Source organism: uncultured Sphingomonas sp. (assembly GCF_934560975.1).
GTDB lineage: Bacteria > Pseudomonadota > Alphaproteobacteria > Sphingomonadales > Sphingomonadaceae > Sphingomonas_I.
In genome coordinates this window covers 178503-201669 of the sequence record NZ_CAKTFO010000004.1, presented here as the reverse complement: position 1 = coordinate 201669, position 23167 = coordinate 178503, and the positions used below count along the sequence as shown (strand labels likewise).

23 protein-coding genes are annotated in these 23167 nt (G+C 66.8%); 8 read left to right on the top strand and 15 right to left on the bottom strand.

The annotated features are described in order from the left end of the window. Positions 1 to 25: 25 nt before the first annotated feature. The 10 genes from rseP to Q0D93_RS05095 form a co-directional block, all read right to left on the bottom strand. Entirely contained in the window at positions 26 to 1156 is a 1131-nt protein-coding gene (gene rseP, locus Q0D93_RS05140; RefSeq protein ID WP_294391871.1) for an RIP metalloprotease RseP, read from the bottom strand. Then, positions 1153 to 2319 (bottom strand): 1-deoxy-D-xylulose-5-phosphate reductoisomerase, encoded by a 1167-nt coding sequence (locus Q0D93_RS05135; protein ID WP_294391870.1) that lies wholly within the window; start codon positions 2317 to 2319, stop codon positions 1153 to 1155. The genes rseP and Q0D93_RS05135 overlap by 4 nt, the downstream gene beginning before the upstream one ends. A gap of 2 nt (positions 2320 to 2321) precedes the next feature. Then, positions 2322 to 3116 (bottom strand): phosphatidate cytidylyltransferase, encoded by a 795-nt coding sequence (locus Q0D93_RS05130; protein WP_294391869.1) that lies wholly within the window; start codon positions 3114 to 3116, stop codon positions 2322 to 2324. Continuing rightward, on the bottom strand, positions 3103 to 3834 hold the full coding sequence (gene uppS, locus Q0D93_RS05125; RefSeq protein WP_294391868.1) for a polyprenyl diphosphate synthase: 732 nt from the start codon (positions 3832 to 3834) through the stop codon (positions 3103 to 3105). Before uppS ends, Q0D93_RS05130 begins: the two co-directional genes overlap by 14 nt. Then, a complete protein-coding gene (gene frr, locus Q0D93_RS05120; RefSeq protein ID WP_294391867.1) occupies positions 3831 to 4388 on the bottom strand; it encodes a ribosome recycling factor in 558 nt (185 codons plus the stop codon). The genes uppS and frr overlap by 4 nt, the downstream gene beginning before the upstream one ends. Positions 4389 to 4391: 3 nt before the next feature. Further along, positions 4392 to 5117: a UMP kinase gene (pyrH, locus tag Q0D93_RS05115; RefSeq protein WP_294391866.1), complete on the bottom strand. Its 726-nt coding sequence runs from the start codon at positions 5115 to 5117 to the stop codon at positions 4392 to 4394. Positions 5118 to 5220: 103 nt separating this feature from the next. Further along, the gene (gene tsf, locus Q0D93_RS05110) at positions 5221 to 6144 is read right to left on the bottom strand and encodes a translation elongation factor Ts (RefSeq protein ID WP_294391865.1); all 924 of its coding nucleotides are present in this window, start codon (positions 6142 to 6144) and stop codon (positions 5221 to 5223) included. A 90-nt stretch (positions 6145 to 6234) separates the two neighbouring features. Further along, a complete protein-coding gene (gene rpsB / locus Q0D93_RS05105) occupies positions 6235 to 6987 on the bottom strand; it encodes a 30S ribosomal protein S2 (RefSeq protein WP_294391864.1) in 753 nt (250 codons plus the stop codon). A 440-nt stretch (positions 6988 to 7427) separates the two neighbouring features. Further along, positions 7428 to 8246, bottom strand: a complete 819-nt coding sequence (locus Q0D93_RS05100) for a phosphatidylcholine/phosphatidylserine synthase (RefSeq protein ID WP_294391863.1) — start codon at positions 8244 to 8246, stop codon at positions 7428 to 7430. Beyond that, complete coding sequence (locus tag Q0D93_RS05095) at positions 8243 to 8977, bottom strand: phosphatidylserine decarboxylase (protein WP_294391862.1); 735 nt, start codon at positions 8975 to 8977, stop codon at positions 8243 to 8245. Before Q0D93_RS05095 ends, Q0D93_RS05100 begins: the two co-directional genes overlap by 4 nt. Before the next feature lie 113 nt (positions 8978 to 9090). Here Q0D93_RS05095 and Q0D93_RS05090 point away from each other — a divergent pair, with 113 nt between their 5' ends. Further along, positions 9091 to 10311 carry an NADP-dependent isocitrate dehydrogenase gene (locus Q0D93_RS05090; RefSeq protein ID WP_294391861.1) on the top strand — a complete coding sequence of 407 codons (1221 nt, stop codon included), beginning with the start codon at positions 9091 to 9093 and terminating at the stop codon, positions 10309 to 10311. Positions 10312 to 10415: 104 nt separating this feature from the next. On the opposite strand, the gene ybaL is transcribed toward Q0D93_RS05090, so the two are convergent. Then, positions 10416 to 12044 carry a YbaL family putative K(+) efflux transporter gene (gene ybaL / locus Q0D93_RS05085; protein ID WP_294391860.1) on the bottom strand — a complete coding sequence of 543 codons (1629 nt, stop codon included), beginning with the start codon at positions 12042 to 12044 and terminating at the stop codon, positions 10416 to 10418. Between the two features lie 125 nt (positions 12045 to 12169). On the opposite strand from ybaL, the gene Q0D93_RS05080 reads away from it, so the two are divergent. The 5 genes from Q0D93_RS05080 (at position 12170) to Q0D93_RS05060 (ending at position 17193) form a co-directional block, all read left to right on the top strand. After that, a complete protein-coding gene (locus Q0D93_RS05080; RefSeq protein WP_294391859.1) occupies positions 12170 to 13945 on the top strand; it encodes a cation:proton antiporter in 1776 nt (591 codons plus the stop codon). 81 nt (positions 13946 to 14026) lie between these two features. Then, the gene (locus Q0D93_RS05075; protein WP_294391858.1) at positions 14027 to 14953 is read left to right on the top strand and encodes a hydrogen peroxide-inducible genes activator; all 927 of its coding nucleotides are present in this window, start codon (positions 14027 to 14029) and stop codon (positions 14951 to 14953) included. Between the two features lie 20 nt (positions 14954 to 14973). After that, positions 14974 to 16131 carry a bifunctional 2-C-methyl-D-erythritol 4-phosphate cytidylyltransferase/2-C-methyl-D-erythritol 2,4-cyclodiphosphate synthase gene (locus tag Q0D93_RS05070; protein ID WP_294391857.1) on the top strand — a complete coding sequence of 386 codons (1158 nt, stop codon included), beginning with the start codon at positions 14974 to 14976 and terminating at the stop codon, positions 16129 to 16131. Further along, positions 16128 to 16667 carry a hypothetical protein gene (locus tag Q0D93_RS05065; protein ID WP_294391856.1) on the top strand — a complete coding sequence of 180 codons (540 nt, stop codon included), beginning with the start codon at positions 16128 to 16130 and terminating at the stop codon, positions 16665 to 16667. Before Q0D93_RS05070 ends, Q0D93_RS05065 begins: the two co-directional genes overlap by 4 nt. A gap of 28 nt (positions 16668 to 16695) precedes the next feature. Next, entirely contained in the window at positions 16696 to 17193 is a 498-nt protein-coding gene (locus Q0D93_RS05060) for a CinA family protein (RefSeq protein ID WP_294391889.1), read from the top strand. On the opposite strand, the gene Q0D93_RS05055 is transcribed toward Q0D93_RS05060, so the two are convergent. Then, positions 17124 to 17615: a type II toxin-antitoxin system RatA family toxin gene (locus Q0D93_RS05055; RefSeq protein WP_294391855.1), complete on the bottom strand. Its 492-nt coding sequence runs from the start codon at positions 17613 to 17615 to the stop codon at positions 17124 to 17126. The genes Q0D93_RS05060 and Q0D93_RS05055 overlap by 70 nt on opposite strands. Further along, entirely contained in the window at positions 17602 to 18534 is a 933-nt protein-coding gene (gene lipA, locus Q0D93_RS05050) for a lipoyl synthase (RefSeq protein ID WP_294391854.1), read from the bottom strand. The genes Q0D93_RS05055 and lipA overlap by 14 nt, the downstream gene beginning before the upstream one ends. Positions 18535 to 18796: 262 nt before the next feature. On the opposite strand from lipA, the gene Q0D93_RS05045 reads away from it, so the two are divergent. After that, positions 18797 to 20173: a M20/M25/M40 family metallo-hydrolase gene (locus tag Q0D93_RS05045; RefSeq protein ID WP_294391853.1), complete on the top strand. Its 1377-nt coding sequence runs from the start codon at positions 18797 to 18799 to the stop codon at positions 20171 to 20173. Positions 20174 to 20189: 16 nt separating this feature from the next. Here Q0D93_RS05045 and Q0D93_RS05040 read toward each other — a convergent pair whose 3' ends face one another. Beyond that, entirely contained in the window at positions 20190 to 20450 is a 261-nt protein-coding gene (locus Q0D93_RS05040) for a hypothetical protein (RefSeq protein ID WP_294391888.1), read from the bottom strand. 139 nt (positions 20451 to 20589) lie between these two features. After that, positions 20590 to 21618: an aspartate-semialdehyde dehydrogenase gene (locus Q0D93_RS05035; RefSeq protein ID WP_294391852.1), complete on the bottom strand. Its 1029-nt coding sequence runs from the start codon at positions 21616 to 21618 to the stop codon at positions 20590 to 20592. A 139-nt stretch (positions 21619 to 21757) separates the two neighbouring features. On the opposite strand from Q0D93_RS05035, the gene Q0D93_RS05030 reads away from it, so the two are divergent. After that, positions 21758 to 23134, top strand: coding sequence for an MFS transporter (locus Q0D93_RS05030; RefSeq protein WP_294391851.1), 1377 nt, complete (start codon positions 21758 to 21760; stop codon positions 23132 to 23134). The last annotated feature ends 33 nt before the right edge of the window (positions 23135 to 23167 follow it).

The window sequence follows — 23167 nt, the reverse complement described above, 5'->3', positions numbered from 1 at the left end:
GTTGCAGCGCCCTGCCCGATCCCGATCAGCCGATCAAGCCGGCAAGCGCCTGCCACACACCGAACGACCCCAGATCGTTGAACGTCACGAACATCATGAAACCGAGCAAAAGCGCCAGGCCGGAGCGAAACGCCCATTCCTGAACCTTGGCGGGCAATGGTCGGCGGCGAACGCCCTCGACCAGATAGAAGAAAAGGTGACCGCCATCTAGCAAAGGGATTGGCAGCAGGTTGATGAAGCCCAGATTAATCGAAATGAGCGCCACGAAATCGATAAACGGCAACAGCCCCATCGACACCCGGTCGCCGGAAAATTGGGCAATGCGCAGCGGCCCGCCCAGTTCCTGCGCCGACCGCTGTCCACCGACGATCTGACCGATCACGTCGACCATGGTACGTACGGTGTGCCATGTTGCCTCCATGGCGGCGCCGACCGTCTGCACCGGCCCCATCCGGACGATCACCTGCCCCGACGGTGCGATGCCTAGTTGTCCATATTCCAGGCGATTGCCCTGGGCGTCGGTGGTGGCGACCGCCTTGATCGTCAGAGGCAGCGCGAGTTCGCGGCCCGACCGCTCCACCTGAGCCACCACCTTCTGGTGCGGGCGCAGGAACACATATTCGCGCAGATCCTCAAACCGGGTCAGGTCGCGCCCGCCGATCGACAGGATGCGATCGCCCGGCTGCATCCCCGCCGCCGCCGCTGACGATGCCGGCAGCACCTGCGCGATCACCGACGGCGTATGCGGCACGCCATAGACGCCGAAGAATGTCGTAAAGATCAGGATCGCGACCAGGAAGTTGGTGAACGGACCCGCCGCGACTACGATGAAGCGTTGCCATACCGGCCGACCCTGCAAGGTCTTGGCCTTCTCGCTCTCCGGCAAGGCGAGCCAGGCGGGATCGGGCTCGCTGGCGGGGCCCATGTCGCCCTTGAACTTGACGTAGCCACCGATCGGCAGTGCGGCGACCTTCCAGCGCGTGCCGCGCCGGTCGGTCCAGCCGAGCAGCTCGCGGCCCATGCCGATCGAAAAAGCCTCGGCCTGCACTCCGAACATGCGGCCGGCCAGATAGTGGCCGAGTTCATGGACGAACACCAGCGGGCCGATCACGGCGATGAAGCCGACCACCGTCAGCAGGATGCCGGTGATGCTCATGCCGCCTGCAACTCCGTCACGCGTTCGGCCTGGCGGCGCGCCTCCCCGTCCACCACCAGCACCTCGTCGATCGTGGTGGGTGGCGCCGCGTCATAAGCCGCCAGCACCTGCTCCACTGCGGTGGCAATATCGAGGAAGCCGATCCGTCCACCCAGGAACGCCGCCACCGCGACCTCGTTGGCGGCGTTGAGGATCGCCGGCCGCGCCCCGCCCGCCGCAAGGGCGGCCATCGCCAGGCCGAGCGCCGGGAAGCGCGCGAAGTCCGGTTCCTCGAAGTCCAGCCGTCCGGCGCGCGCCAGATCTAAGGGCGTACAGGGCGTCGCCATCCGCTCGGGCCAGGCCAGGGAATGGGCGATGGGCGTCCGCATGTCGGGCGAGCCGAGTTGCGCCAGCACCGATCCGTCGATCATCTCGACCAAGGCGTGCACCACCGATTGCGGATGGACCAGCACGCCCAGCCGCTCATGCCCGACCGGAAACAGGTGATGCGCCTCGATCAGTTCGAGACCCTTGTTCATCAGCGTGGCGGAATCGACCGAAATCTTGGCGCCCATCGACCAATTGGGATGCCGCACCGCCTGCACGGGCGTCACATCCCGCATCTGGTCGCGGGTCCACGTACGGAACGGACCACCGCTGGCGGTCAGGACGATCCTTCGCACCATATCCGCGCAGCCGTGCGGATAGCATTGAAATACCGCATTATGTTCAGAATCTACTGGCAACAGCGTCGCGCCGCTGTCAGCCGCCGCCTGGATCATCAACGCGCCGGCGGAGACCAAGGCCTCCTTGTTGGCCAGCGCCACCGTGCGCCCCTGACGCAAAGCGGCCATGGTCGGGGCCATGCCGGCGGTGCCGACGATCGCCGCCATGGTCCATTCCGCGCCCGTTTCGGCGGCCTCCACGATGGCGCCCTCGCCCGCCATGGCAGCGATGCCGGTGCCGGACAGCGCATCGCACAGCGCCCGATACCGCTCCGCCTCACCGATCACGGCAACCCGCGCGTTGGTGCGGATTGCGGCTCGGGCAAGCCCCTCTACATCCCTGTGCGCGGTGAGCGCCACCACCTCGAACCGCTCCGGCTCGCGCTCGATCAGGTCCAACGTGGAGGTGCCGACCGAACCGGTCGCGCCGAGAATGCTGACGGTTCGACGTGTCGCCATGGTCAGAAGCTGCCGTTGGCGACCAGGGCCGCGACCAGGATCGCGACCGGCAACACGCCATCCACGCGGTCGAGCAGTCCGCCATGCCCCGGCAGGATCGTGCCGGAATCCTTGAGGCCCGCCCGCCGCTTGAGCCCGCTTTCGAACAGGTCGCCCAGCTGCGCCGCCACCGCCAGCGGCGCGCCCAGCCAATATGCGCCAAGGGGAAGCCGGCCGACGCTGGCAATGCCGAAGCCGACGATCCCGGCCGCCACCATGCCGCCGATCAGCCCGGCCCAGGTTTTGTTCGGACTGATCCGGGGCGCGAGCTTGGCGCCACCGATGCGGTGACCGGCAAAGTAGGCGCCGATGTCCGTCGCCCACACGATCGCCAGCGTCCACAAGGCCAGCGCGAACCCATTCGGCTGCTCGCGCAGGAACAGGATGGAGATAGCCGCCGTGCCGATATAGCCGAGCCCGACCGACATGCTCCCGAAGCGCGGGAACAAGGCCAGCACCAATGCCGCGATCAGCAGCAACGCCAGTGTCGCCCGGTCGGTGCCCCACATCAGCGGCAGCGCATAGGCCATGCCCACGATCAGGATCAGCATGGCGATGCCCAGCCGGGCGCGGCGGGCATGGACCAATCCGGCCCATTCCGCCAGCGACACCAAGGCGCCAACGGTCAGCAACGCCCACAAAGCCACGCCGCCGAGCCACAGCAGCAGGATCGCACCCGCCGCCAGCGCCAGGCCGACAAGGCTGCGACGTTTCAGGTCGGTGGGCCGCTTCGGCGCCGCGTGATCAGCGTCCGCCATAACGCCGCTCACGCTGTCCAAAGGCGATCACCGCCTTCTCCAGATCGGCCGCATCGAAATCCGGCCATAACACATCCGTGAACAGCAACTCGGCATAAGCGGCCTGCCACAGCAGGAAATTGGACAGCCGCGCTTCCCCCGACGTGCGGATCAGCAGGTCGAGCGGCGGCAATCCGCGCGTGTCCAGCCGTTGCTCGATCGCGGCGGCATCCACCTCCGCCGCCGCAAGCCCGTCCGCGACGATCGCCTGTGCCGCACGGACGATTTCGTCCTGCCCGCCATAGTTGAGCGCAATGGTGAGTTGCAGCCCGCCATTGCCCGACAGCCGCGCCACCGCCTGTTCCAGATCGCGGACCAGATCGGCATCGAATCGGCGCCAATCCCCGATCAGGTGCAGCCGGACATTGTTGCGGTCGAGTTCCTTGATCTCGCGCTTCAGGTAGAAGCGCAACAGGCCCATCAGATCGCGCACCTCTTCCGCTGGCCTGCGCCAATTTTCAGAGGAAAAAGCGAACAGGGTCAGCGCCTCGATCCCCAGCGTGCCGGCCGACTGGATCGTGCGCCGCACCGCCTCCATGCCGGCACGATGGCCGGCAATGCGCGGCATCAGCCGCCGGGATGCCCAGCGGCCGTTGCCGTCCATGATGATGGCGACGTGGCGCGGGACAGCGCCGCCGCCCCCGCCATCCTGGATCGGCGATGCCGACGCGGAGCTCACTTGCCGAGGATTTCCTTTTCCTTGGCCGACGCGGCCGCATCGACGTCGGCAATGGTGCCGTCCGTCAGCTTCTGTACCTCGCCCTCGCGGCGCTTGCGATCGTCCTCGCTGATCTCGCCCTTCTTCTCGTCGGTCTTGAGCGCGTCCATGCCGTCGCGGCGCACGTTGCGGACCGCGATGCGCGCCTTTTCAGCATATTGCCCGGCAAGCTTCGCCAATTCCTTGCGCCGCTCCTCGGTCAGGTCCGGGATCGGGATGCGGAGGTTCTGACCGTCCACGATCGGGTTGAGGCCGAGCCCCGCCGAGCGGATCGCCTTGTCGACCGGGCCGACGCTGGACTTGTCCCACACCTGCACCGCCAGCATCCGCGATTCCGGCGTGGTGACGGTTGCAACCTGATTGAGCGGCATATGGCTGCCATAAACCTCTACCGTGACCGGATCGAGCAGGCTGGTCGATGCACGCCCGGTGCGCAGACCGGTCAGATCATGCTTCAGCGCCTCTACCGCGCCGTTCATCCGACGCTCAAGGTCGGCCTTGTCATAGGCGGCCATGGCTTAATCTCCCTGATTGCTGACGACCGTGGCCGTCCCGCTCCCCGCAAGCACATGGGCAAGGTTGCCCTGCTCACGGATGTTGAACACGACGATCGGAATAGCATTGTCGCGGCACAAGGCCACAGCACTCGCGTCCATCACGCGCAGATTGTCGGACAGGACGCGATCGAAGGTGACGGTTTCGTAGCGTTGCGCGGTGGCTACCTTCTTGGGATCGGCATCATACACGCCGTCCACCGACGTGCCCTTGAACAGGGCATCGCACTTCATCTCGGCCGCCCGCAGCGCGGCGCCGGTATCGGTGGTGAAGAACGGGCTGCCCACGCCGGCGGCAAAAATCACCACCCGCCCCTTTTCCAGGTGGCGAAGGGCGCGGCGACGCACGAACGGCTCGCACACCGAGGACATCGGAATAGCGGACTGGACACGGGTATCGACGCCGATCTGCTCCAGCGCGTTCTGCACCGCCAGCGCGTTCATCACGGTCGCCAGCATGCCCATATAATCGGCCGTCGCGCGCTCGATCCCCTTGGCCGCAGCCGACAGACCGCGAAAGATGTTGCCGCCGCCGACCACGATGCACAGCTCGAACCCGGCCTCGCGCGCTTCGGCGATCTCCTGGGCGACACGCGCGGTCATGGCGGGATCGATGGCCAACCCCTCTCCCCCCATCAGCACCTCACCCGACAGTTTGAGGAGAATGCGTTTGAAGGGCTGCTGCGTCATGCGCGTCGTTCGTCCGATCTGATAAGGAAACGGCGCGCACCTTAGAGGTGCGCGCCGTCGCAAACAAGAACTCCCCTCCCGTTTGCGGGAGGACGGGGCCGGCTTAGATGCCGGCCGCCGCCGCGACCTCGGCCGCGAAGTCGCTCTGTTCCTTCTCGATGCCCTCGCCCAGCTGGAAGCGGACATAATCGGTCAGCGCGATCGTGCCGCCCGCATCCTTCGCTGCCTGCGCGATGACGTCGGCGATCTTGGTCTTGTTGTCCATCACGAACAGCTGCGAGGTCAGCGCATTTTCCTTGCGGAACTTGGCGACGGCGCCCTCGACCATCTTTTCGATGATGTTCTGCGGCTTGCCGGATTCGGCGGCCTTCTCGGCCGCGATCGCGCGCTCGCGCTCGACCAGGGCGTCGTCCAGACCTTCCTCGTGCAGCGCCAGCGGGTTGGCGGCGGCGATGTGCATTGCCAGCTGCTTGCCGAGCGCCTCGATGGTCGCGACCGGAGCCGAACCCTCAAGCGCCACGAGCACGCCGATCTTGCCGATGCCGGTGCCCGCCGCATTGTGGACGTAGGACACGACCGCGCCCTCGTTCACCGACACGACCTTGGCGCGGCGCAGCTGCTGGTTCTCGCCGATGGTGGCGACGTTGCTAGTCAGCTTTTCCTGCACGGTGCCGCCGCCCGGATAGGCCGCTGCGCCCAGCGCGTCGATGCTGTCGCCGGTTTCCAGCGCCAGCTGCGACACGGTGCGGACGAAATCCTGGAACTGCTCGTTCTTGGCGACGAAGTCGGTCTCGCTGTTGACCTCGACCGAGGCACCCGTCTTGCCGGACACGGCGACGCCCACCAGACCCTCGGCAGCGGTGCGGCCGCTCTTCTTGGCGGCGGTGGCGAGGCCCTTGGTGCGCAGCCAGTCGACAGCCGCTTCGGTGTCGCCGTTGGTTTCGGTCAGCGCCTTCTTGCAGTCCATCATGCCGGCGCCCGAGCGTTCGCGCAGGTCCTTCACGGCAGCAGCGGTGATCTCCGCCATAGCTTCATCCTTTCAAAGGCAAGGGCTCCCCCGCGGGGGAGCCCGGAAAATCGACGGGCGAGGTCATGCCCCGCCCGCGCTTCATCTGTGTTACGCCAGCGCCTCTTCGACGGGCGGAGCATCGGCCGCGCCGAGATCCTCGCCACCCTGACGGCGGTTGGCGACGTTGCCGCGCGTCGCGGCTTCGGCGATCGCGTCGCAATACAGCCGAATCGCGCGGCTGGCGTCGTCATTGGCCGGAACCGGGAAAGCGATGCCGTCGGGCGAGACGTTCGAATCGAGGATCGCCACCACCGGGATGCCCAGCGTGTTGGCTTCCTTGATCGCCAGCTCTTCCTTGTTGGCGTCGATCACGAACATGACGTCGGGAATGCCGCCCATGTCCTTGATGCCGCCGAGCGACTGCTCAAGCTTGTCGCGCTCACGCGTCAGCTGCAGCACTTCCTTCTTGGTGAGGCCGTGCGTGTCGCCCGAGAGCTGCTCTTCCAGCGCCTTGTAACGCTTGATCGAGCCCGAGATCGTCTTCCAGTTGGTGAGCATGCCGCCCAGCCAGCGATGGTTGACGAAATGCTGGCCGGCCTGACGCGCGGCCTCCGCGATCGGCTCCTGCGCCTGGCGCTTGGTGCCGACGAACAGCACCTTGCCGCCGCTGGACACGGTCTGGCTGACGAAGTCGAGCGCGCGCGCCATCATCGGCACGGTCTGCGACAGATCGATGATGTGGATGCCGTTGCGCTCACCGAAGATGTAAGGCTTCATCTTCGGATTCCAGCGGTGCGTCTGGTGACCGAAATGCGCGCCCGCATCGAGCAACGCCTGCATGGAAACGGTCGGTGCCGCCATGGTGATTCTCCTAACCCGGTTGAACCTCTGCAGGGCGGCGACCGGCGGATCGGTGAGGATCCACGCGGCACCGGTATGATGCCCTGCATGCGGAATGAGCGCGCCTCTAGCAGGATTGTCGACGAAGACAAGCCTAGACCACAGGCCTTGACAAAAGAACGAAACAGGAACATATGGAACAAGCACCTTCAGAACCGGTTTCGGCCTCGTCCCTGTTGGACACCGGAACCTTCCCGGAGTTTGTTCGATGCTTCAAATGGTTGCGACGATCGCCTCGCTTTTCCTCCTTGCCACGGGCGCAGGCGTCATCGCCTCCAGCCTTTCGCAAGACTGGGCCCTCATGATGCGCGCTCTTGGCGTTATCCCCCGTTCCCGGCCCACGGCGCTTGCCCCGCGTCTACGGCCGGTCATGTTCGCACGTCAGATCCGGGTGGTGCGGATCAGGCCGCAATCCGCTCCGCTGCGCGCCGTCGCTTGACCCGGGCATAACCACGCACGGCCAGCGGGATCGCGGCGGCATAGAGCAGGATCAGCACGGCCAGCGTGGCCCATGGCGCAGTCAGCAACGCCGCGCCGCCAAGGCCGATGAACAGCAGGGCCGGCAACCGCATCTCGCGTCGCAGCCGGAACGAACTCCAGCCATAGGTGGCAAGGTCCGAAATCATCAGCAGCGCCACCAGGATCGTCCATGGCGCGACGAGATAGGTGCGCTGGAACACGGCCTGGATGTGCGGCAATCCCGCCTCGCCCAGGGCCAGCCACGCGATCAGCGGCAGCAAGGCCATGCCCGCCCCGGCAGGCGCTGGCACGCCGGTGAGGAAGCCAGCCGACTTCCGCGGGTGCGTCTCCGTATCGATCTGGGCATTGAAGCGCGCCAGGCGAAGCGCGCAGCAGACGGCATGGGCGAGCGCGATCACCCAGCCATATTTGGGTACGAACGACAGCGACCAGAGATACAGGATCACGGCGGGTGACACACCGAACGCGATCACGTCGGACAGCGAATCCAGTTCCGCCCCGAACCGGCTTTCGGCGCGCAGCAGCCGGGCGACCCGTCCGTCGAGACCATCGAGAATGCCGGCGACCATGATCGCGCCGACCGCTTTGTCCCATTCGCCCGAAATGGCGAAGCGCACGCCGGTCAGGCCGAAACAGAGCGCCAGCGCCGTGACGGCATTGGGCATCACCGTCCGCAGCGGAATGCCGCGGGCGATGCGGGACGGCTTCGCGCCGGGCGTCTGATTGCCGGGCGTGGTCATTGGGCCACCCCGGTCACACGCTCCCCGTCCCCGATGCGGGCGAGGATCGTCTCGCCGGCAATGGAACGTTGGCCGAGCGTGACCTTGGCCGCGGTGCCAGCCGGCAGATAGACGTCGACCCGGCTGCCGAAGCGGATCAGGCCGACACGCTGGCCGACGCCGACCATGTCGCCGGTCTTGACGAACGGCACGATGCGCCGCGCCACCAGGCCGGCAATCTGGGTGAAGCCGATCTGGGTGCCGTCATGGCCGACGACCAGGAAATGCTGCCGCTCATTATCCTCGCTCGCCTTGTCGAGGCTGGCATTGAGGAACTTGCCGGCGATGTAGACCACCCGGGTGATGGTGCCCGCGATCGGCGCGCGATTGATGTGGACGTCGAACACGCTCATGAAGATCGACACGCGCAGGCACGGCGTGGCGGCCAAGGCCCCTTCCCCGGTCAGCTCGCGCGGGGGCATGACCTCCTGGATCATGGTGACCAGCCCGTCGGCGGGGGCAACCACCAGCCCCTGCCCGATCGGCACGCTGCGGATCGGATCGCGGAAAAAGGCGGCGACCCAGATGGTGATACCCACCATGATCCATCCGAGCGGGGCCACGCCCAGCAGGAACAGGAGCAAGGTGATGCCCGCCGCGATCAGGGCGAACTTGCGCCCTTCGGGATGGACGGAGGGCCACCGCCACTTGGCGCTGGGGGTCGTTTCGGGCCGGTTTTCCAGGGAGCTCATGCGCTGCGTTCTAGGGGCAGCGATCCGGGCTGACAATCTTGCCCGCGATGGTTGCCACCTGAAAAGGGCCGCCGTAGGAGACCGGCAAACTCCAACGATGAGGGCATGCGCGCATGGCGAAGATCAAGGTCAAGACTCCGGTCGTGGAGATCGACGGCGACGAGATGACGCGGATCATCTGGGCCTGGATCCGTGAGCGGCTGATCCAGCCCTATCTCGACATCGACCTCGATTATTATGATCTCGGCATCGAGAAGCGCGACGAGACCGAGGACAGGATCACGGTCGACAGCGCCAAGGCGATCCAGAAATATGGCGTGGGCGTAAAGTGCGCCACCATCACGCCGGACGAGGCGCGCGTCGAGGAATTCGGCCTCAAGAAGATGTGGAAGTCGCCCAACGGCACGATCCGCAACATCCTGGGCGGCGTGGTCTTCCGCGAGCCGATCGTGATTTCCAATGTCCCGCGCCTGATCCCCGGCTGGACCAAGCCGATCGTGGTCGGCCGCCATGCATTCGGCGACCAGTACAAGGCGACCGACTTCAAGGTGCCCGGCAAGGGCAAGCTGACCATGAAGTGGCAGGGCGACGATGGCCGGGTGATCGAGGAGGAGGTGTTCGACTTCCCCGCGGCCGGCGTCGCGATGGGCATGTACAATCTGGACGAGTCGATCCGCGACTTCGCCCGCGCCAGCATGAACTATGGCCTGGGCCGTGGCTGGCCGGTCTACCTGTCGACCAAGAACACGATCCTGAAGGCCTATGACGGCCGCTTCAAGGACATCTTCGAAGAGGTGTTCGCCAGCGAATTCAAGGACCAGTTCCAGGCCGCCGGCATCGAATATCAGCATCGCCTGATCGACGACATGGTCGCCTCCGCGCTCAAGTGGCATGGCGAGTTCGTGTGGGCCTGCAAGAATTATGACGGCGACGTGCAGTCGGACCAGGTGGCGCAGGGCTTCGGCTCGCTCGGCCTGATGACGTCGGTGCTGATGACCCCGGACGGCAAGACGATCGAGGCGGAGGCGGCGCACGGCACCGTGACCCGCCACTATCGCCAGCACCAGCAGGGCAAGGCGACGTCGACCAACCCGATCGCGTCGATCTTCGCCTGGACCGGCGGCCTCAAGTTCCGTGGCCGGTTCGACGGCACGCCGGACGTGACCCGCTTCGCCGAAGAGCTGGAAAAGGTCTGCATCGAGACGGTCGAGAGCGGCGCGATGACCAAGGACCTCGCCATCCTGATCGGCCCGGACCAGGCGTGGATGACGACCGAGCAGTTCTTCGAAGCGGTTCGTCTCAACCTTGAGAAGAAGATGGCCAACTGGGGCTGATAGAAGCCTTCAACTCAGGGCCGGCGTGAGCCGGTCCGCGCGGCCCTTGCAGGTGACGGCATGTCCGATGCTTGCAAGGGCCGCTTTCGTTCGGACGCAGTGGGTTAGATGCCGGTCAGCGCCTCCTCGGTCATGCGGCGGGCCACTTCGCGCTCGCCCATGATGACGGCATCGCTGCCGCGCCGTTCGAGATGGGTGACCTCCTCGTCGGCATGGGCGCGGGCGACGATGCGGAGACCCGGGTTGCGGGCGCGGGCCTGTTCGACGATCTGCCCCGCCTCGAACGCCTGCGGGATGGCGACGAACAGCAGGCGCGCGTCAGCGATGCGGGCGCGATCCAGCGTGTCGCGGCGGGCGGCATTGCCGATCACGATCTCCGTCCTGTCGTCGGGGTCGGGCAGCGTGCCGCGATCGGGCTGCGTCTCGATCACCACCAGCCGCTCCCTGGCTTCGATCAACGCCTTGCCGAGGAGCGATCCGACCCGGCCATAGCCAACGATCACCACATGACCCTGCATGGGCGCGCTGGGCCGCACGCCGATGGCGTGACCGTCTCCACCGTCCGCTACCACCGCGCCGATCCGGTCGATGAGGCGGAACAGCAAGGGATTGATCAGGATCGACAGGATGGCGCCGGCCAGGATGAGGTCGCGTCCCTGATCAGGCAGGAGCTTAAGACCTACCCCCAAGGTCGCGAGAATGAAGGAAAACTCTCCAATCTGGGCGAGGCTGGCGGAGATGGTCAGTGCGGTCTTGCGATCACGTCCGAAGATGCGGACGATGAGAAAGGCGGCAACCGACTTGCCGAGGATGATGATTGCGACGGTGCCGAGCAGCGCCAATGGTGCCTGCATCACCACGTGCGGGTTGAACAACATGCCCACCGACACGAAGAACAGAACCGCGAACGCGTCCCGCAGTGGCAGTGTCTCTTCGGCAGCGCGCTGACTGAGCGGGCTTTCGGCCAGGATCATGCCCGCGAAGAAGGCGCCGAGCGCGAACGACACGCCGAACAGCATCGCCGCGCCGAATGCCACCCCAAGCGCGATCGCCAACACCGACAGTCTAAACAGCTCGCGCGAGCCGCTATGCGCGATCAGGTGGAGGATCCACGGGATCACGCGACGGCCGACGATCAGCATCACCGCAACAAACGCCGCGACCTTGCCGATGGTGATGGCAAGCGTGAGCGCCAGGCCGCTGCCGCCGGCCGCCCCGGCAATGGCCGGCAGCAGCACGAGGGCGAGCACCATCACCAGATCCTCCACGATCAGCCAGCCGACCGCGATGCGGCCGCGATCCGTGTCGATCAGCCGCAATTCCTGCAGCGCGCGCAACAGCACCACCGTGCTGGCGACCGACAAGGCAAGGCCGAACACGAAGCCCGCCGACAGCGACCATCCGAGCCACGCGGCCAGCCCCATGCCGAGCAGGGTCGCCACGCCGATCTGCACGATCGCCCCCGGTATGGCGATGCGGCGAACCGTGAGCAGATCCTTGATCGAGAAATGCAGCCCTACCCCGAACATGAGCAGGATCACGCCGAGTTCGGCCAGTTCGTTGGCAAGCCCCTGGTCGGCGACATAGCCCGGGGTGAACGGGCCGACCGCGACGCCGGCGACCAGATAGCCGGCCAGCGGCGGCAGGCGCAGGCGGGCGGCGGCCGCGCCGAACAGGAATGCCAGCACGATGCCGACGACGACGGTGCCGATCAACGGCGTATGATGCGGCATCTGCCTCCTCGAACCTGGCTCAACTCCACGGGATCAACCAGATGCGGCCCGGATGGATGCCGCCGACGGAAGACTTTGTTGGCAAAGGGGTGACATTTCGCGGCGGAACCGGAATGAAGGAAGATATGGCCCTTCCCGTTCACTCCACCGCTTTCTCCGACACGCTTGTAGTGTTGGGTGCGGCGGGGCTGGTGATCCCGGCATTTGCGCGATTCCGCGTCAATCCGGTGATCGGCTTCATCGTGGTGGGGCTGCTGGTCGGGCCGGCGGGGCTCGGCAGCCTCGTCCACCGGGCGCCGTGGCTCTACCATTTCACCATCACCGACGCCGCCTCGATCGAGCCGTTTGCGGAGTTCGGCATCGTCCTGCTGCTGTTCTCCATCGGGCTGGAACTGTCGTTCCGGCGGCTGTGGGCGATGCGCAACATGGTGTTCGGGCTGGGCGCGTCGGAGCTGATCCTATCGGCGGTCGTGCTCGGCCTGGCGTTCCGGCTGCTGCTGGACCTCAGTTGGGCGGGGTCATTGGGCCTGGGGGCGGCGCTGGCCTTGTCCTCGACCGCTTTGGTGCTGCCGATGGCCGGCACCGAAAGCCCGGTCGGGCGGCGCGCTTTCTCCATGCTACTGTTCGAGGATCTGGCGCTGGTGCCGATCATCTTCATCCTCGGCGCGCTGGCCCCTTATGGAGAGCAGGCGGGGTGGAACGGGCTGGCGCGGACGCTGGCGCTGGGGGTGGTGACGATCGGCGCGATGCTGGTGCTGGGCCGTCTGCTGCTGCCGCGCCTGTTCGCGCAGGCGGCGCGGACTAAGAGCCCGGAACTGTTCCTGGCCGCCAGCCTGCTGGTGGTGATCCTTGCCTCCATCGCCACGGCGGCGGCGGGCCTGTCGCCGATCGTCGGCGCGCTGCTGGCGGGCATCCTGATCGCGGAAACGGACTATCATGCGGAGGTCGAGCTGATCACCGCGCCGTTCAAGGGGCTGGCGCTGGGCGTGTTCCTGATCACAGTCGGCATGGGCGTGGACCTGCGCGAGGTGTTCGCGGACTGGCTGGCGCTGACCACCGCCGTCGTCGGCGTGGTGGCGGTGAAGGCATCGATCACCGCCGCGATCCTGCGCTTCAGCGGGGCGCGGCGCGGGGTGGCGACGGAGACCGGCATCCTGATGGCGAGCCCATCGGAAACGACCCTGATCGTGCTGGCGGCGGCGGCACAGGCGCAGCTGATTTCACCCTCCACGGCCGGCTTCTGGCAGATCGTCACGGCACTCGGCCTGACCATCACGCCTTTGCTGGCGAGCGTCGGACGCGACATTGCGCGGCGGGTGGAGAAAAGGCCGGCGGGCTCGATCGAAGACCTGCTGCCGGCCGATGGCAACCGCGCCTACATCATCGGCTTTGGTCGGGTCGGCCGGCTGGTGGCGCAGATGCTGCAGGCCCATGCCCTGCCCTATCTGGCGGTGGATGCAGATGCCGACACGGTCATCCGCGCCCGCAAGCGCGGCTACAGCGTGACGTTCGGGGATGTCGTGCGGCCGGGCATGATCGACAAGCTGGATCTGGCGCGCGCCACCGCCGTGATCCTGACCATGGACGATCCGGTGCAGGTGGTGCGCATGACCCGACTGATCCGCGCGCAATTCCCCGCTCTGACCATCGTGGCGCGCGCCCGCGATCCCAACCATGCGGCCGAACTGTATCGCGCCGGCGCGACCGACGCGGTGCCGGAAACGCTCGAATCCTCCCTGCAATTGTCGGAAGTGGTGCTGGTGGACCTTGGCCTGGCGGTGGGTCCGGTGATCGCCTCCATCCACGAGAAGCGCGCCGAGTTGCGGGCCAAGATCATGGAAATGGCGGCGATCACGCGCGAGCCCCGGCTGCGGCGGCGGCGTCTTGGCGGGGATCTGTAGACGCGGCACAGAGATTAAGGCGGGATGGCGAGACTAACGCGAAACGATTAGTCTGCCTGTGTTGATCGAGAAGGACGATGAATGGCGGTCTACCTACCGACGCTGAAACAGCTCCAATATCTGGTCGCGTTGCGCGACATGGGCCATTTCGGCCGGGCGGCCGACAGCTGCTTCGTGACCCAGTCCACTCTTTCCGCCGGACTGCGTGAACTCGAATCGCTGCTGGGCGTGATCCTGGTAGAGCGCACCCGCCGGGTGGTGCGCTTCACCCCGCTCGGCCTGAAGATTGCCGGCAAGGGCGAACGTGTCCTGCGGGAGGCGGAGGAACTCGCCAACCTGGCGCGGGCGGCGGGCAAGCCGCTGTCGGGTGAATTGCGGATGGGTGTGATTCCTACCATCGCGCCGTTCCTGCTGCCGCGCGTGCTGGGCAAGATCCGCGAAAGCTATCCCGAACTGAAATTGTATCTGCGCGAGGAGACGTCAGGCGCGGCGTGCGAATCGTTGCATCGCGGACATGTGGATTGCGTGCTGCTGGCCTTGCCCTTCTCCTGCGGCGACATCGAACATGCCGATTTGTTCGACGATCGCCTGCTGCTGGCCTTTCCCAAGGCGCAGGCGGCGCTGATGCCCGAAACGGTCCCGGCCGACGCCATCCAGGAGAGCGAGCTGCTGCTGCTGGAGGATGGGCATTGCCTGAAGGACCATGCGCTGGCCGCGTGCAACCGTCCCGAATTGCGGGCAGAGGCGGCGATGATGGGCACGTCGCTGCACACGTTGGTGCAGATGGTCGACAACGGCCTGGGCGTCACCATGCTGCCGCAGATGGCGGTGGATGCCGGCATCCTCGACCATACCGACGTGGTCGCCAGGCCGCTGCGGGCGGACCATCCGTCGCGGCGGATCGCGCTGGTGTGGCGCAACGGATCGCCCCGCGACAAGGAGTTCCAGATGCTGGCGGAGGCGCTGCGAACGGCGCATGGCGAACGGCGCATGACAGGCGCGGCTTGAACCGCTACGGCGCCGCCCCCATGCCCACCTCCCGCACCATCGCCCTGATCGTCGCCGCCGGCGAAGGCACCCGCGCCGGCGCCGGCCTGTTCAAGCAATATCGCGTGATGGCCGGCAAATCCGTGCTGGCGCATGCCGTCGACGCACTCGCCAGTCATCCTGAGATCGACGCGGTGCAGGTGGTGATCGGGGCCGGTCAGCAGGCGGAATATGCCGAGGCGATCGGCGGCCGGAGCCTGCCGCCGCCGATCGTGGGTGGCGCAAGCCGGCGTGAATCGGTGGCGAACGGCCTGGCGGCCATTACCGGAACAGGCGTACTGATCCACGATGCCGCGCGACCCTTCGTGCCCCATGGGGTGATCGACCGGCTGCTGGCCGCGCTGGCGGAGGTGCCGGGCGCGGTGCCTGCCTTGCCGGTGGTGGACACGCTGGCGCAGGCCGGTGACGCGTTGGGCGACGTGGTGCCCCGTGACGGGCTGGTGCGGGTGCAGACGCCGCAAGCCTTTCACCTCGACGCGATCCGGGCGGCGCATGCCGGCTGGGATCCGGCGCGGGAGGCGACGGACGATGCCCAGATCGCGCGGGCGGCCGGACTGCGGGTCGTGACCGTGGAGGGCGCCGCCGTGCTGGAGAAGATGACGCACGCATCCGATTTCACCGCCGCCGAACAGCGGCTTGGCGCCTCCATGGTGTCGCGCACCGGCTTGGGCTTCGACGTCCACGCCTTTGAAGAAGGCGACCATTTCTGGCTGGGAGGCATCCGCATTTCTCATAGCCGGGGCCTGTCCGGCCATTCGGACGCTGATGTGGCGCTGCATGCGCTCACCGACGCCTTGCTCGGCACGATCGGAGATGGCGACATCGGCACGCATTTCCCGCCAAGCGACCCGCAATGGCGTGGTGCGCCCTCCCACCGCTTCCTCACCTATGCGCGCGAGCGGGTGATTGTTGCGGGGGGACGGATCGATCATGTGGACATAACGATTATCTGCGAGGAGCCCAAGGTCGGCCCCCATCGCGATGCTATCCGCGCCCGGGTGGCGGCGTTGCTGGAACTCAAGGAGGCACAGGTCAGCGTGAAAGCCACCACCACCGAACGGCTGGGCTTTACCGGCCGGCGCGAGGGGATTGCGGCACAGGCGGTCGCGACGGTGCGTCTGCTGGAGGTGGCGGCTTGAAACACGTCGCTATTGCCCTGATGCTCGCCGCCGTGCCCGGAATGGCGGCGGCTCAGACCCCCGCCTGCGTGCCCCAGGACCAGGCGGCGGCGCTGGTGACTTTCGCTTTGCCGACCATGGTCGAGCAACTCGCCAACCGCTGCACGGCGGAACTGCCGCCGTCGGCCTATCTGATCGCCAATGCGACGCGGCTGGCGGAGCGATATCGCGGAGATTCGACGGCGGCGTGGCCAGTGGCGCGGAAGGCCATCGCCGGCCTGTTCACGCAGTTCCTGGGCCAGCCGATGCCGGCGGAGATGAACTCCGACATGGTGCGGACCCTGGCCGAACCGATGCTGGGCGGGATGCTCGCCAAGCAGATCGACCATGAGGATTGCGGCGTGGCGGATCGCGCGATCACCGACGTGGCGCAGCTGAGCGGCCGGGCGATCGGCCGGCTGGCCGTGCTGGCGGTCACCGTGGCGGACCGGAAGGACAAGGGGATTGCAGGCATGTTGCACGTCTGTCGCACCGGCGGAGCCGCGCCCCGTGACTGATCCGCTGCTGCCACCGCAACTGGTCGCCATGGCGCACAAGGTGGTGGAGGCGAACCGCGCCGTCGGCCGAAGGATGGCCGTGGCCGAAAGCTGCACGGGTGGGCTGGTCAGCGCCGCGCTGACGGAGATACCGGGTTCGTCCGACGTGTTCGACGCCGGGTTCGTGACCTATTCCAACGAAGCCAAGATCAAGGTGCTGGGCGTGGCGCGCGACGTGATCGACACGTTCGGCGCGGTCAGCCTGGCCACCGCCTGGGCAATGGCGCGCGGTGCCCTGACCAAGTCGGGCAGCGACGTGGCGGTGGCGATCACCGGCATTGCCGGCCCAAGCGGCGGAACGGAGAAGAAGCCGGTCGGCACGGTCGTGTTCGCCTGCGCCAAGACCGGCGACGATCCCGAACATGCCGTCACCGACCTGCGCAACTTCGGCGACCTCGGCCGCGGCGGCGTCCGTCTTCAGGCGGCGTTGTGCGCGCTGGAACTGCTGATGCCGCCGGAGGGCGCCGGCGTGGATCCCGCACCGTAAAGTTTGGCGGCACGATCCTCGAACGCGCCGATCATCTTGCGAAGCGCGCGGTCGAACACCTGCCCGGCAATCGCTTCAAAGATACGGCTGCGAAAAGCGAAGTCGACGCAGAAGTCGACCATCGTCCCACCTTCCCCGTCCGGCCGGAACGTCCAGTCGTTGTGGAGGTGCGCCAGCGGCCCTTCGATATAATCGACATGGATGTGATTCGGCCGGTCCTTGGTAACGCGGGAGGTGAACTTCTCGCGAAGGGCCTTGAACCCGACCAGCACGTCGGCCACCATCAGCGTATCGCTATCCTCGCGCACGCGCACCGCCGTGACCCACGGTAGGAACTCACCATAGCGGCCGACATCGGCCACCAGGTCGAACATCTGTTCCGGCGTATAGGGTAGCCGGCGGGTTTCCTTATGCCTGGGCAACGGCCGCGCGCCCGAGCTGCGCGTCGCGCGCCGCCTTCATCTTCGCGAAATCCTCGCCCGCATGGTAGCTGGAACGGGTGAGCGGCGTGGCCGCCACCAGCAGGAAGCCCTTGGCCCGCGCGATCGCGCCATAAGCCGCGAACGTCTGCGGGGTGACGAAATCCTGCACCTTGGCATGTTTGGGCGTGGGCTGAAGATATTGGCCCATGGTCAGGAAATCGATGTTGGCCGATCGCATGTCGTCCATCACCTGATGAACCTCCAGCCGCTCCTCGCCTAGTCCTACCATGATGCCGGACTTGGTGAAGATCGACGGGTCGAGCTTCTTCACCTGCTCCAGCAGGCGCAGCGACGCGTAATAACGCGCGCCGGGGCGAATGGTGGGATACAGCCTGGGTACGGTTTCCAGATTGTGATTGTAGACGTCCGGCCGCGCGGCGACGATCGCCTCCACCGCCGCTTCGTGCTTGTTGCGGAAATCGGGCGTCAGGATCTCGATGGTGGTGGTCGGATTGGCGCGGCGGATCGCCTCGATCACCTTCACGAACTGCCTGGCGCCGCCATCGGGCAGATCGTCGCGATCGACTGACGTGACGACGATATGCTCCAGCCCCATCTGCGCCGCCGCGTCCGCCACATTCTGCGGCTCCATCGGATCAACCGCGCGCGGCATGCCCGTCTTGACGTTGCAGAAGGCGCAAGCCCGGGTGCAGGTGTCGCCCAGGATCATCACGGTGGCATGCTTCTTGGACCAGCATTCGCCGATATTCGGGCACGCCGCCTCTTCGCACACCGTGGTCAGGCTCTTGGCGCGCATCAGGGCGCGGGTCGCCGCGAATCCGGCCGAGGTGGGCGCCTTGACGCGGATCCAGTCGGGCTTGCGGACACGTTCGGGGCGGATCGGCAACGGCTCGTTCATGGGATGCAAATAGCGACTGCGAGCGTTGATCGCCAGCCCCGGCCGATCGCATCGATTGAAGCGTCACGAGCAGGCGGGTGTGCGAAGCGCATGGCTGAAGCGATGTCGCTCACGCCGTTCTGGTCATTGTCGCTTTGGCCATGCTGGCCAGCCAACACCGCCATCCTGCCGATTATCGCTGATTGTTTCGGCGGCGGATTGTCGTGGGCGGGTGAGGGTGGCACAAAGATTGGCGTTCTGATCCGCTGGAGGTTCCTCGCCAATGCTGCGCCGCCTGTTGCTGTCCTTTGCCGCTTTACCTCTGTTCCCGGCCGTTGCGGCGCATGATCCCGCAGCCCTGCGCGATGCGGCGGCGCAGACCGACACCCTGGCGTGGAGCATCACCGAAGGCCTGACCACCGAAGTCGGCCAGCGCCTTGCCGCGACCGAGAGCGAGGCACGCTCGCGCGAGTGGGCGGTGGCCAGGCTGAAGGCGCTGGGCTTTGCCAACGTCCGGATCGAGCCGTTCACCATGCCACGCTGGGATCGCGGCGCGGCCAGTGCGACGGTGCTGAGCCCCTTCCCGCAGACGCTCGCCATCGCGGCGCTGGGCTATAGCGGATCGACGCCCAAGGCGGGCATCGATGCCGACGTCGTCGCGTTCGACGGGCTGGCGGCGCTGAAGGCGGCGCCGGCCGCCGCGATCGCAGGCAAGATCGTCTACGTCACGCACCACATGGCGGCGCAGCAGGACGGCGGCAGCTACGGCGCGTTGAGCCCGATCCGCACGGTGGCACCCGGCATGGCCGCCCAGAAGGGCGCGGCGGCGATCCTGATCCGGTCGATCGGCACCGACCATCATCGCGTGCCGCATACCGGCGTGACCCGCTTTCCCGAAGGCACCCGGTCGATCCCGGCGGCGGCGCTGTCCACGGTGGATGCCGAGCAGCTCGACCGCATCCTGGCGCGCGGCAAGCCGGTAAAGCTGCACCTGGAGGTCGCGACCCGCCTGACCGGCCGTGCGCAATCCGGCAATGTCGTTGCGGAAGTGCCGGGCAGCGATCCGAAAGCCGGCATCATCCTGATCGGCGGCCATCTCGACAGCTGGGATCTGGGAACGGGCGCGATCGACGATGCCACCGGCGTTGCGATCACCACCGCCGCCGCCAAAAGGATCATGGATGCGGGCCAGCCCCGCCGCACGATCCGCATCGTCTGGTTCGGCGCGGAGGAGGTCGGCGGCTTCGGCGGCGATGCCTACGCCAAGGCGCATGGGGCGGAGAAGCACATGGTCGTGGCCGAATCGGACTTCGGCGCGGATCGGGTGTGGAGCCTGGCGGTGAATACGGGTGCGCAGGGCAATCCAATGGTGGAAAGGCTGAGCGAGGTGCTGGCGCCGTTGGGCATCACCCGATCGCACGGCGCAGCGCATGGCGGCACCGATGTGGAGCCCACGGCGGCGACCGGCACCGCCGTCATGGACCTGCGGCAGGACGGGTTGCGCTATTTCGACCTGCACCACACCGCCGACGACACGCTGGACAAGGTCGATCCGGCCCAGCTGCGCCAGAATGTGGCGGCATGGACGGCCGCGCTCGCGGTGCTGGCCAACGATCCCGTGGAACTGACGCCGCCGCCCGCCACCGCCACGGGCGAGTGACGGGCACGGCCGACGATCAGGCGGTCGCGACCTGATCGTCGGGCATGGCGGCCCGGATCATCCGTTCCCACACCACCGGGTCGCCGGCGGCCGCCATGCGCGCGTCAGGTTCGCGCAAGGTCTTCAGCACCGCCACTGCATCGTCCACATGCTCCGGCCAAGCCGCGTCCACTTCCGCCCCGGCGTGGCTGTTGTCGCCCTTGGCATTGGCGCTCAACCGTTGGCCTGCCAGCACGCGGGCGACCCGTTCCACCACATTGCCCTTGGAAATGTCCATCATCCGTCTCCCTGGTCGAAGAGGGCAACGGATCATTTCGCAAGCGGTTGCGTAAGGTCGGGTGCGACCGCCGCCTGGCATGAAGCACAGGCGGCATCCGTGATGACGGGGCGCCAGGCGACGCCCCTTCCCCGCAGGTTCAGTCGGCCTTCTTGAGGTGACGACGGCCGAGCAGTTCCGCAATCTGCACCGCGTTCAGCGCCGCGCCCTTGCGCAGATTGTCGCTGACGCACCATAGGTTGAGGCCGTTGTCGATGGTCGAATCCTCGCGCACCCGGCTGATATAGGTGGCATATTCGCCGACGCATTCGACCGGCGTGACATAGCCGCCATCCTCGCGCTTATCGACCAGCATCACGCCCGGAGCTTCGCGCAGGATGTCCTGCGCCTGCCTGGCGGAGATTTCGTCCTCGAACTCGATGTTGATGGCTTCGGAGTGGCCGACGAACACGGGAACGCGGACGCAGGTGGCGGTCACCTTGATCCTGGGATCCAGGATCTTCTTGGTTTCGACCACCATCTTCCATTCTTCCTTGGTCGAACCGTCGTCCAGGAAGCTGTCGATGTGCGGGATGACGTTGAAGGCGATCTGCTTGGTGAACTTCTTCGGCTCGGCCGGATCGCCGACGAAGATGTTGCGGCTCTGCTCGAACAGCTCGTCCATCCCGTCCTTGCCCGCGCCCGACACGGACTGGTAGGTCGCGACCACCACCCGCTTGATCCGGGCCACGTCGTGCAGCGGCTTCAGCGCAACCACCATCTGCGCGGTGGAGCAGTTCGGGTTGGCGATGATGTTGCGCGCGCGATAGCCGTCGATCGCCTCGGGGTTCACCTCCGGCACGATCAGGGGAACATCCGGGTCCATCCGATACAGCGACGAATTGTCGATCACCGTGCAGCCTGCGGCGGCGGCGATCGGTGCATATTTCTTGGTCGCTTCCGATCCGATCGCGAACAGGGCGAAGTCCCAGCCGCTCCAGTCGAAATGCTCGATATTCTTGACGGTCAGCGTCTTGCCGCTTTCACCGAAGTCGATCACGTCGCCGGTGGAACGCGACGACGCCAGTGCCGCAATTTCATCCGCCGGAAACTCCCGCTCCGCCAGGATGTTGAGCATTTCACGACCGACATTCCCGGTCGCGCCCGCGACGACCACACGGTAACCCATGCCAGAAAACTCCAATGATGCGCCGTTGCCGTTTACGGATGTCGCCGTCCGAGTCCAGCAAGACGAACTTGGCGACAACATAGCGACGGCCGGGAACAGCGCGGGTCCGCCCCCCGGACTGCCGCCACGCCAGCGTTACGTGGCGATCGCCGCGATCAGCCTGGGCACGTTGCTGACCGTGATCGACGGCGCGATCGCCACCGTCGCCCTGCCGACCATCGCCCGCGACCTGGGGGTGGATTCGTCGTCGGCGGTGCTGGTGGTGACAGTGTATCAGCTGACCCTGGTGATGCTGCTGCTGCCCTTGTCGGCGCTGGGCGACCTGATCGGGTTGAAGCGGCTCTATCAGGCCGGACAGGCCGTGTTCACGCTTGCCACGATCCTCTGCTTTTTCGCCAACAGCCTGCCCTTCCTGCTGGTGGTGCGGGTGCTGCAATCCATCGGTGCTGCGGCGGCCCTGTCGGTGATGTCGGCGCTGATCCGGCACATCTATCCTCCCGAACAGCTGGGGCGCGGCCTGGGGGTCAACAGCGTGGTGGTATCGATCGCGGGCGCGATGGCGCCGACCGCGGGCGGGTTGATCCTGGGGATCGCGCCATGGCCGTGGGTGTTCGCCGTCGGAGCGCCCTTCGCGCTGCTGTCCCTGTGGCTCGGGCGGTCGGCGCTGCCGGATGTGCCCGCGCGGCCGGGCCGCTACAATCTGGCCGGCGCGATGCTGAACATGGCGACGTTCGGGCTGCTGATCGCGGGGCTGGAGGCGATGGTGCATGGCAGTTCCCCGGTCGTCAGCGGCGCGATCGTCGTGATCGGGATCGGTTTCACGATCGGCCTCGTCCTGCACGAGCGGCGGGAGGCTGCGCCGATCCTGCCGGTGGACCTGCTCGCCCGCCCGGTGCTGGCCTTGTCCACGGCCGGCGCGTTCCTTGCGTTCGTGGCGTCCATGACGCTGCTGCTGAGCCTGCCCTTCCGCCTGCAACACGGCTTTGGCCTGACGCCGGGCGAGGTGGGCGCGGTGATCGCCCCCTGGCCGCTGACGACCATGATCGTGGCGCCGACCGCGGGCGCGCTGTCGGATCGGTATCCAGCGGGATTGCTGGGCGGGATCGGCATGGGCATCGCCACGGCAGGCCTGCTGCTGCTCGCGTTCCTGCCCGCCGATCCGTCCTATTTCGATGTGGCGTGGCGGATGGCGCTGACCGGAGCCGGCTTCGGCCTGTATCTGTCGCCCAACGCGCGGCTGATCGTGGGGTCGGCGCCGCGCGAAAGGGCCGCCTCGGCTGGCGGCCTGATCTCCACCACACGCCTGACCGGGCAGACGGTGGGCGCGACCCTGGTGGCGGCGTTGCTGGCCATGAACTTCGGATCGTCGGCCGTCCCGGCGGCGATCGCGGCCGTACTGACCGTGGCGGCGGCGGGGTGCAGCCTTGCGCGCCTGCGCCCGTCGATCCGCAATCCGCGACGCGGCGAGGCCCATGCCGCCGAAGCGGGCGCGCGCGCGGAATTCCACGGCGCATGAGCGGATGAGCCCCTTTTCGTTCCCAACGCGTTG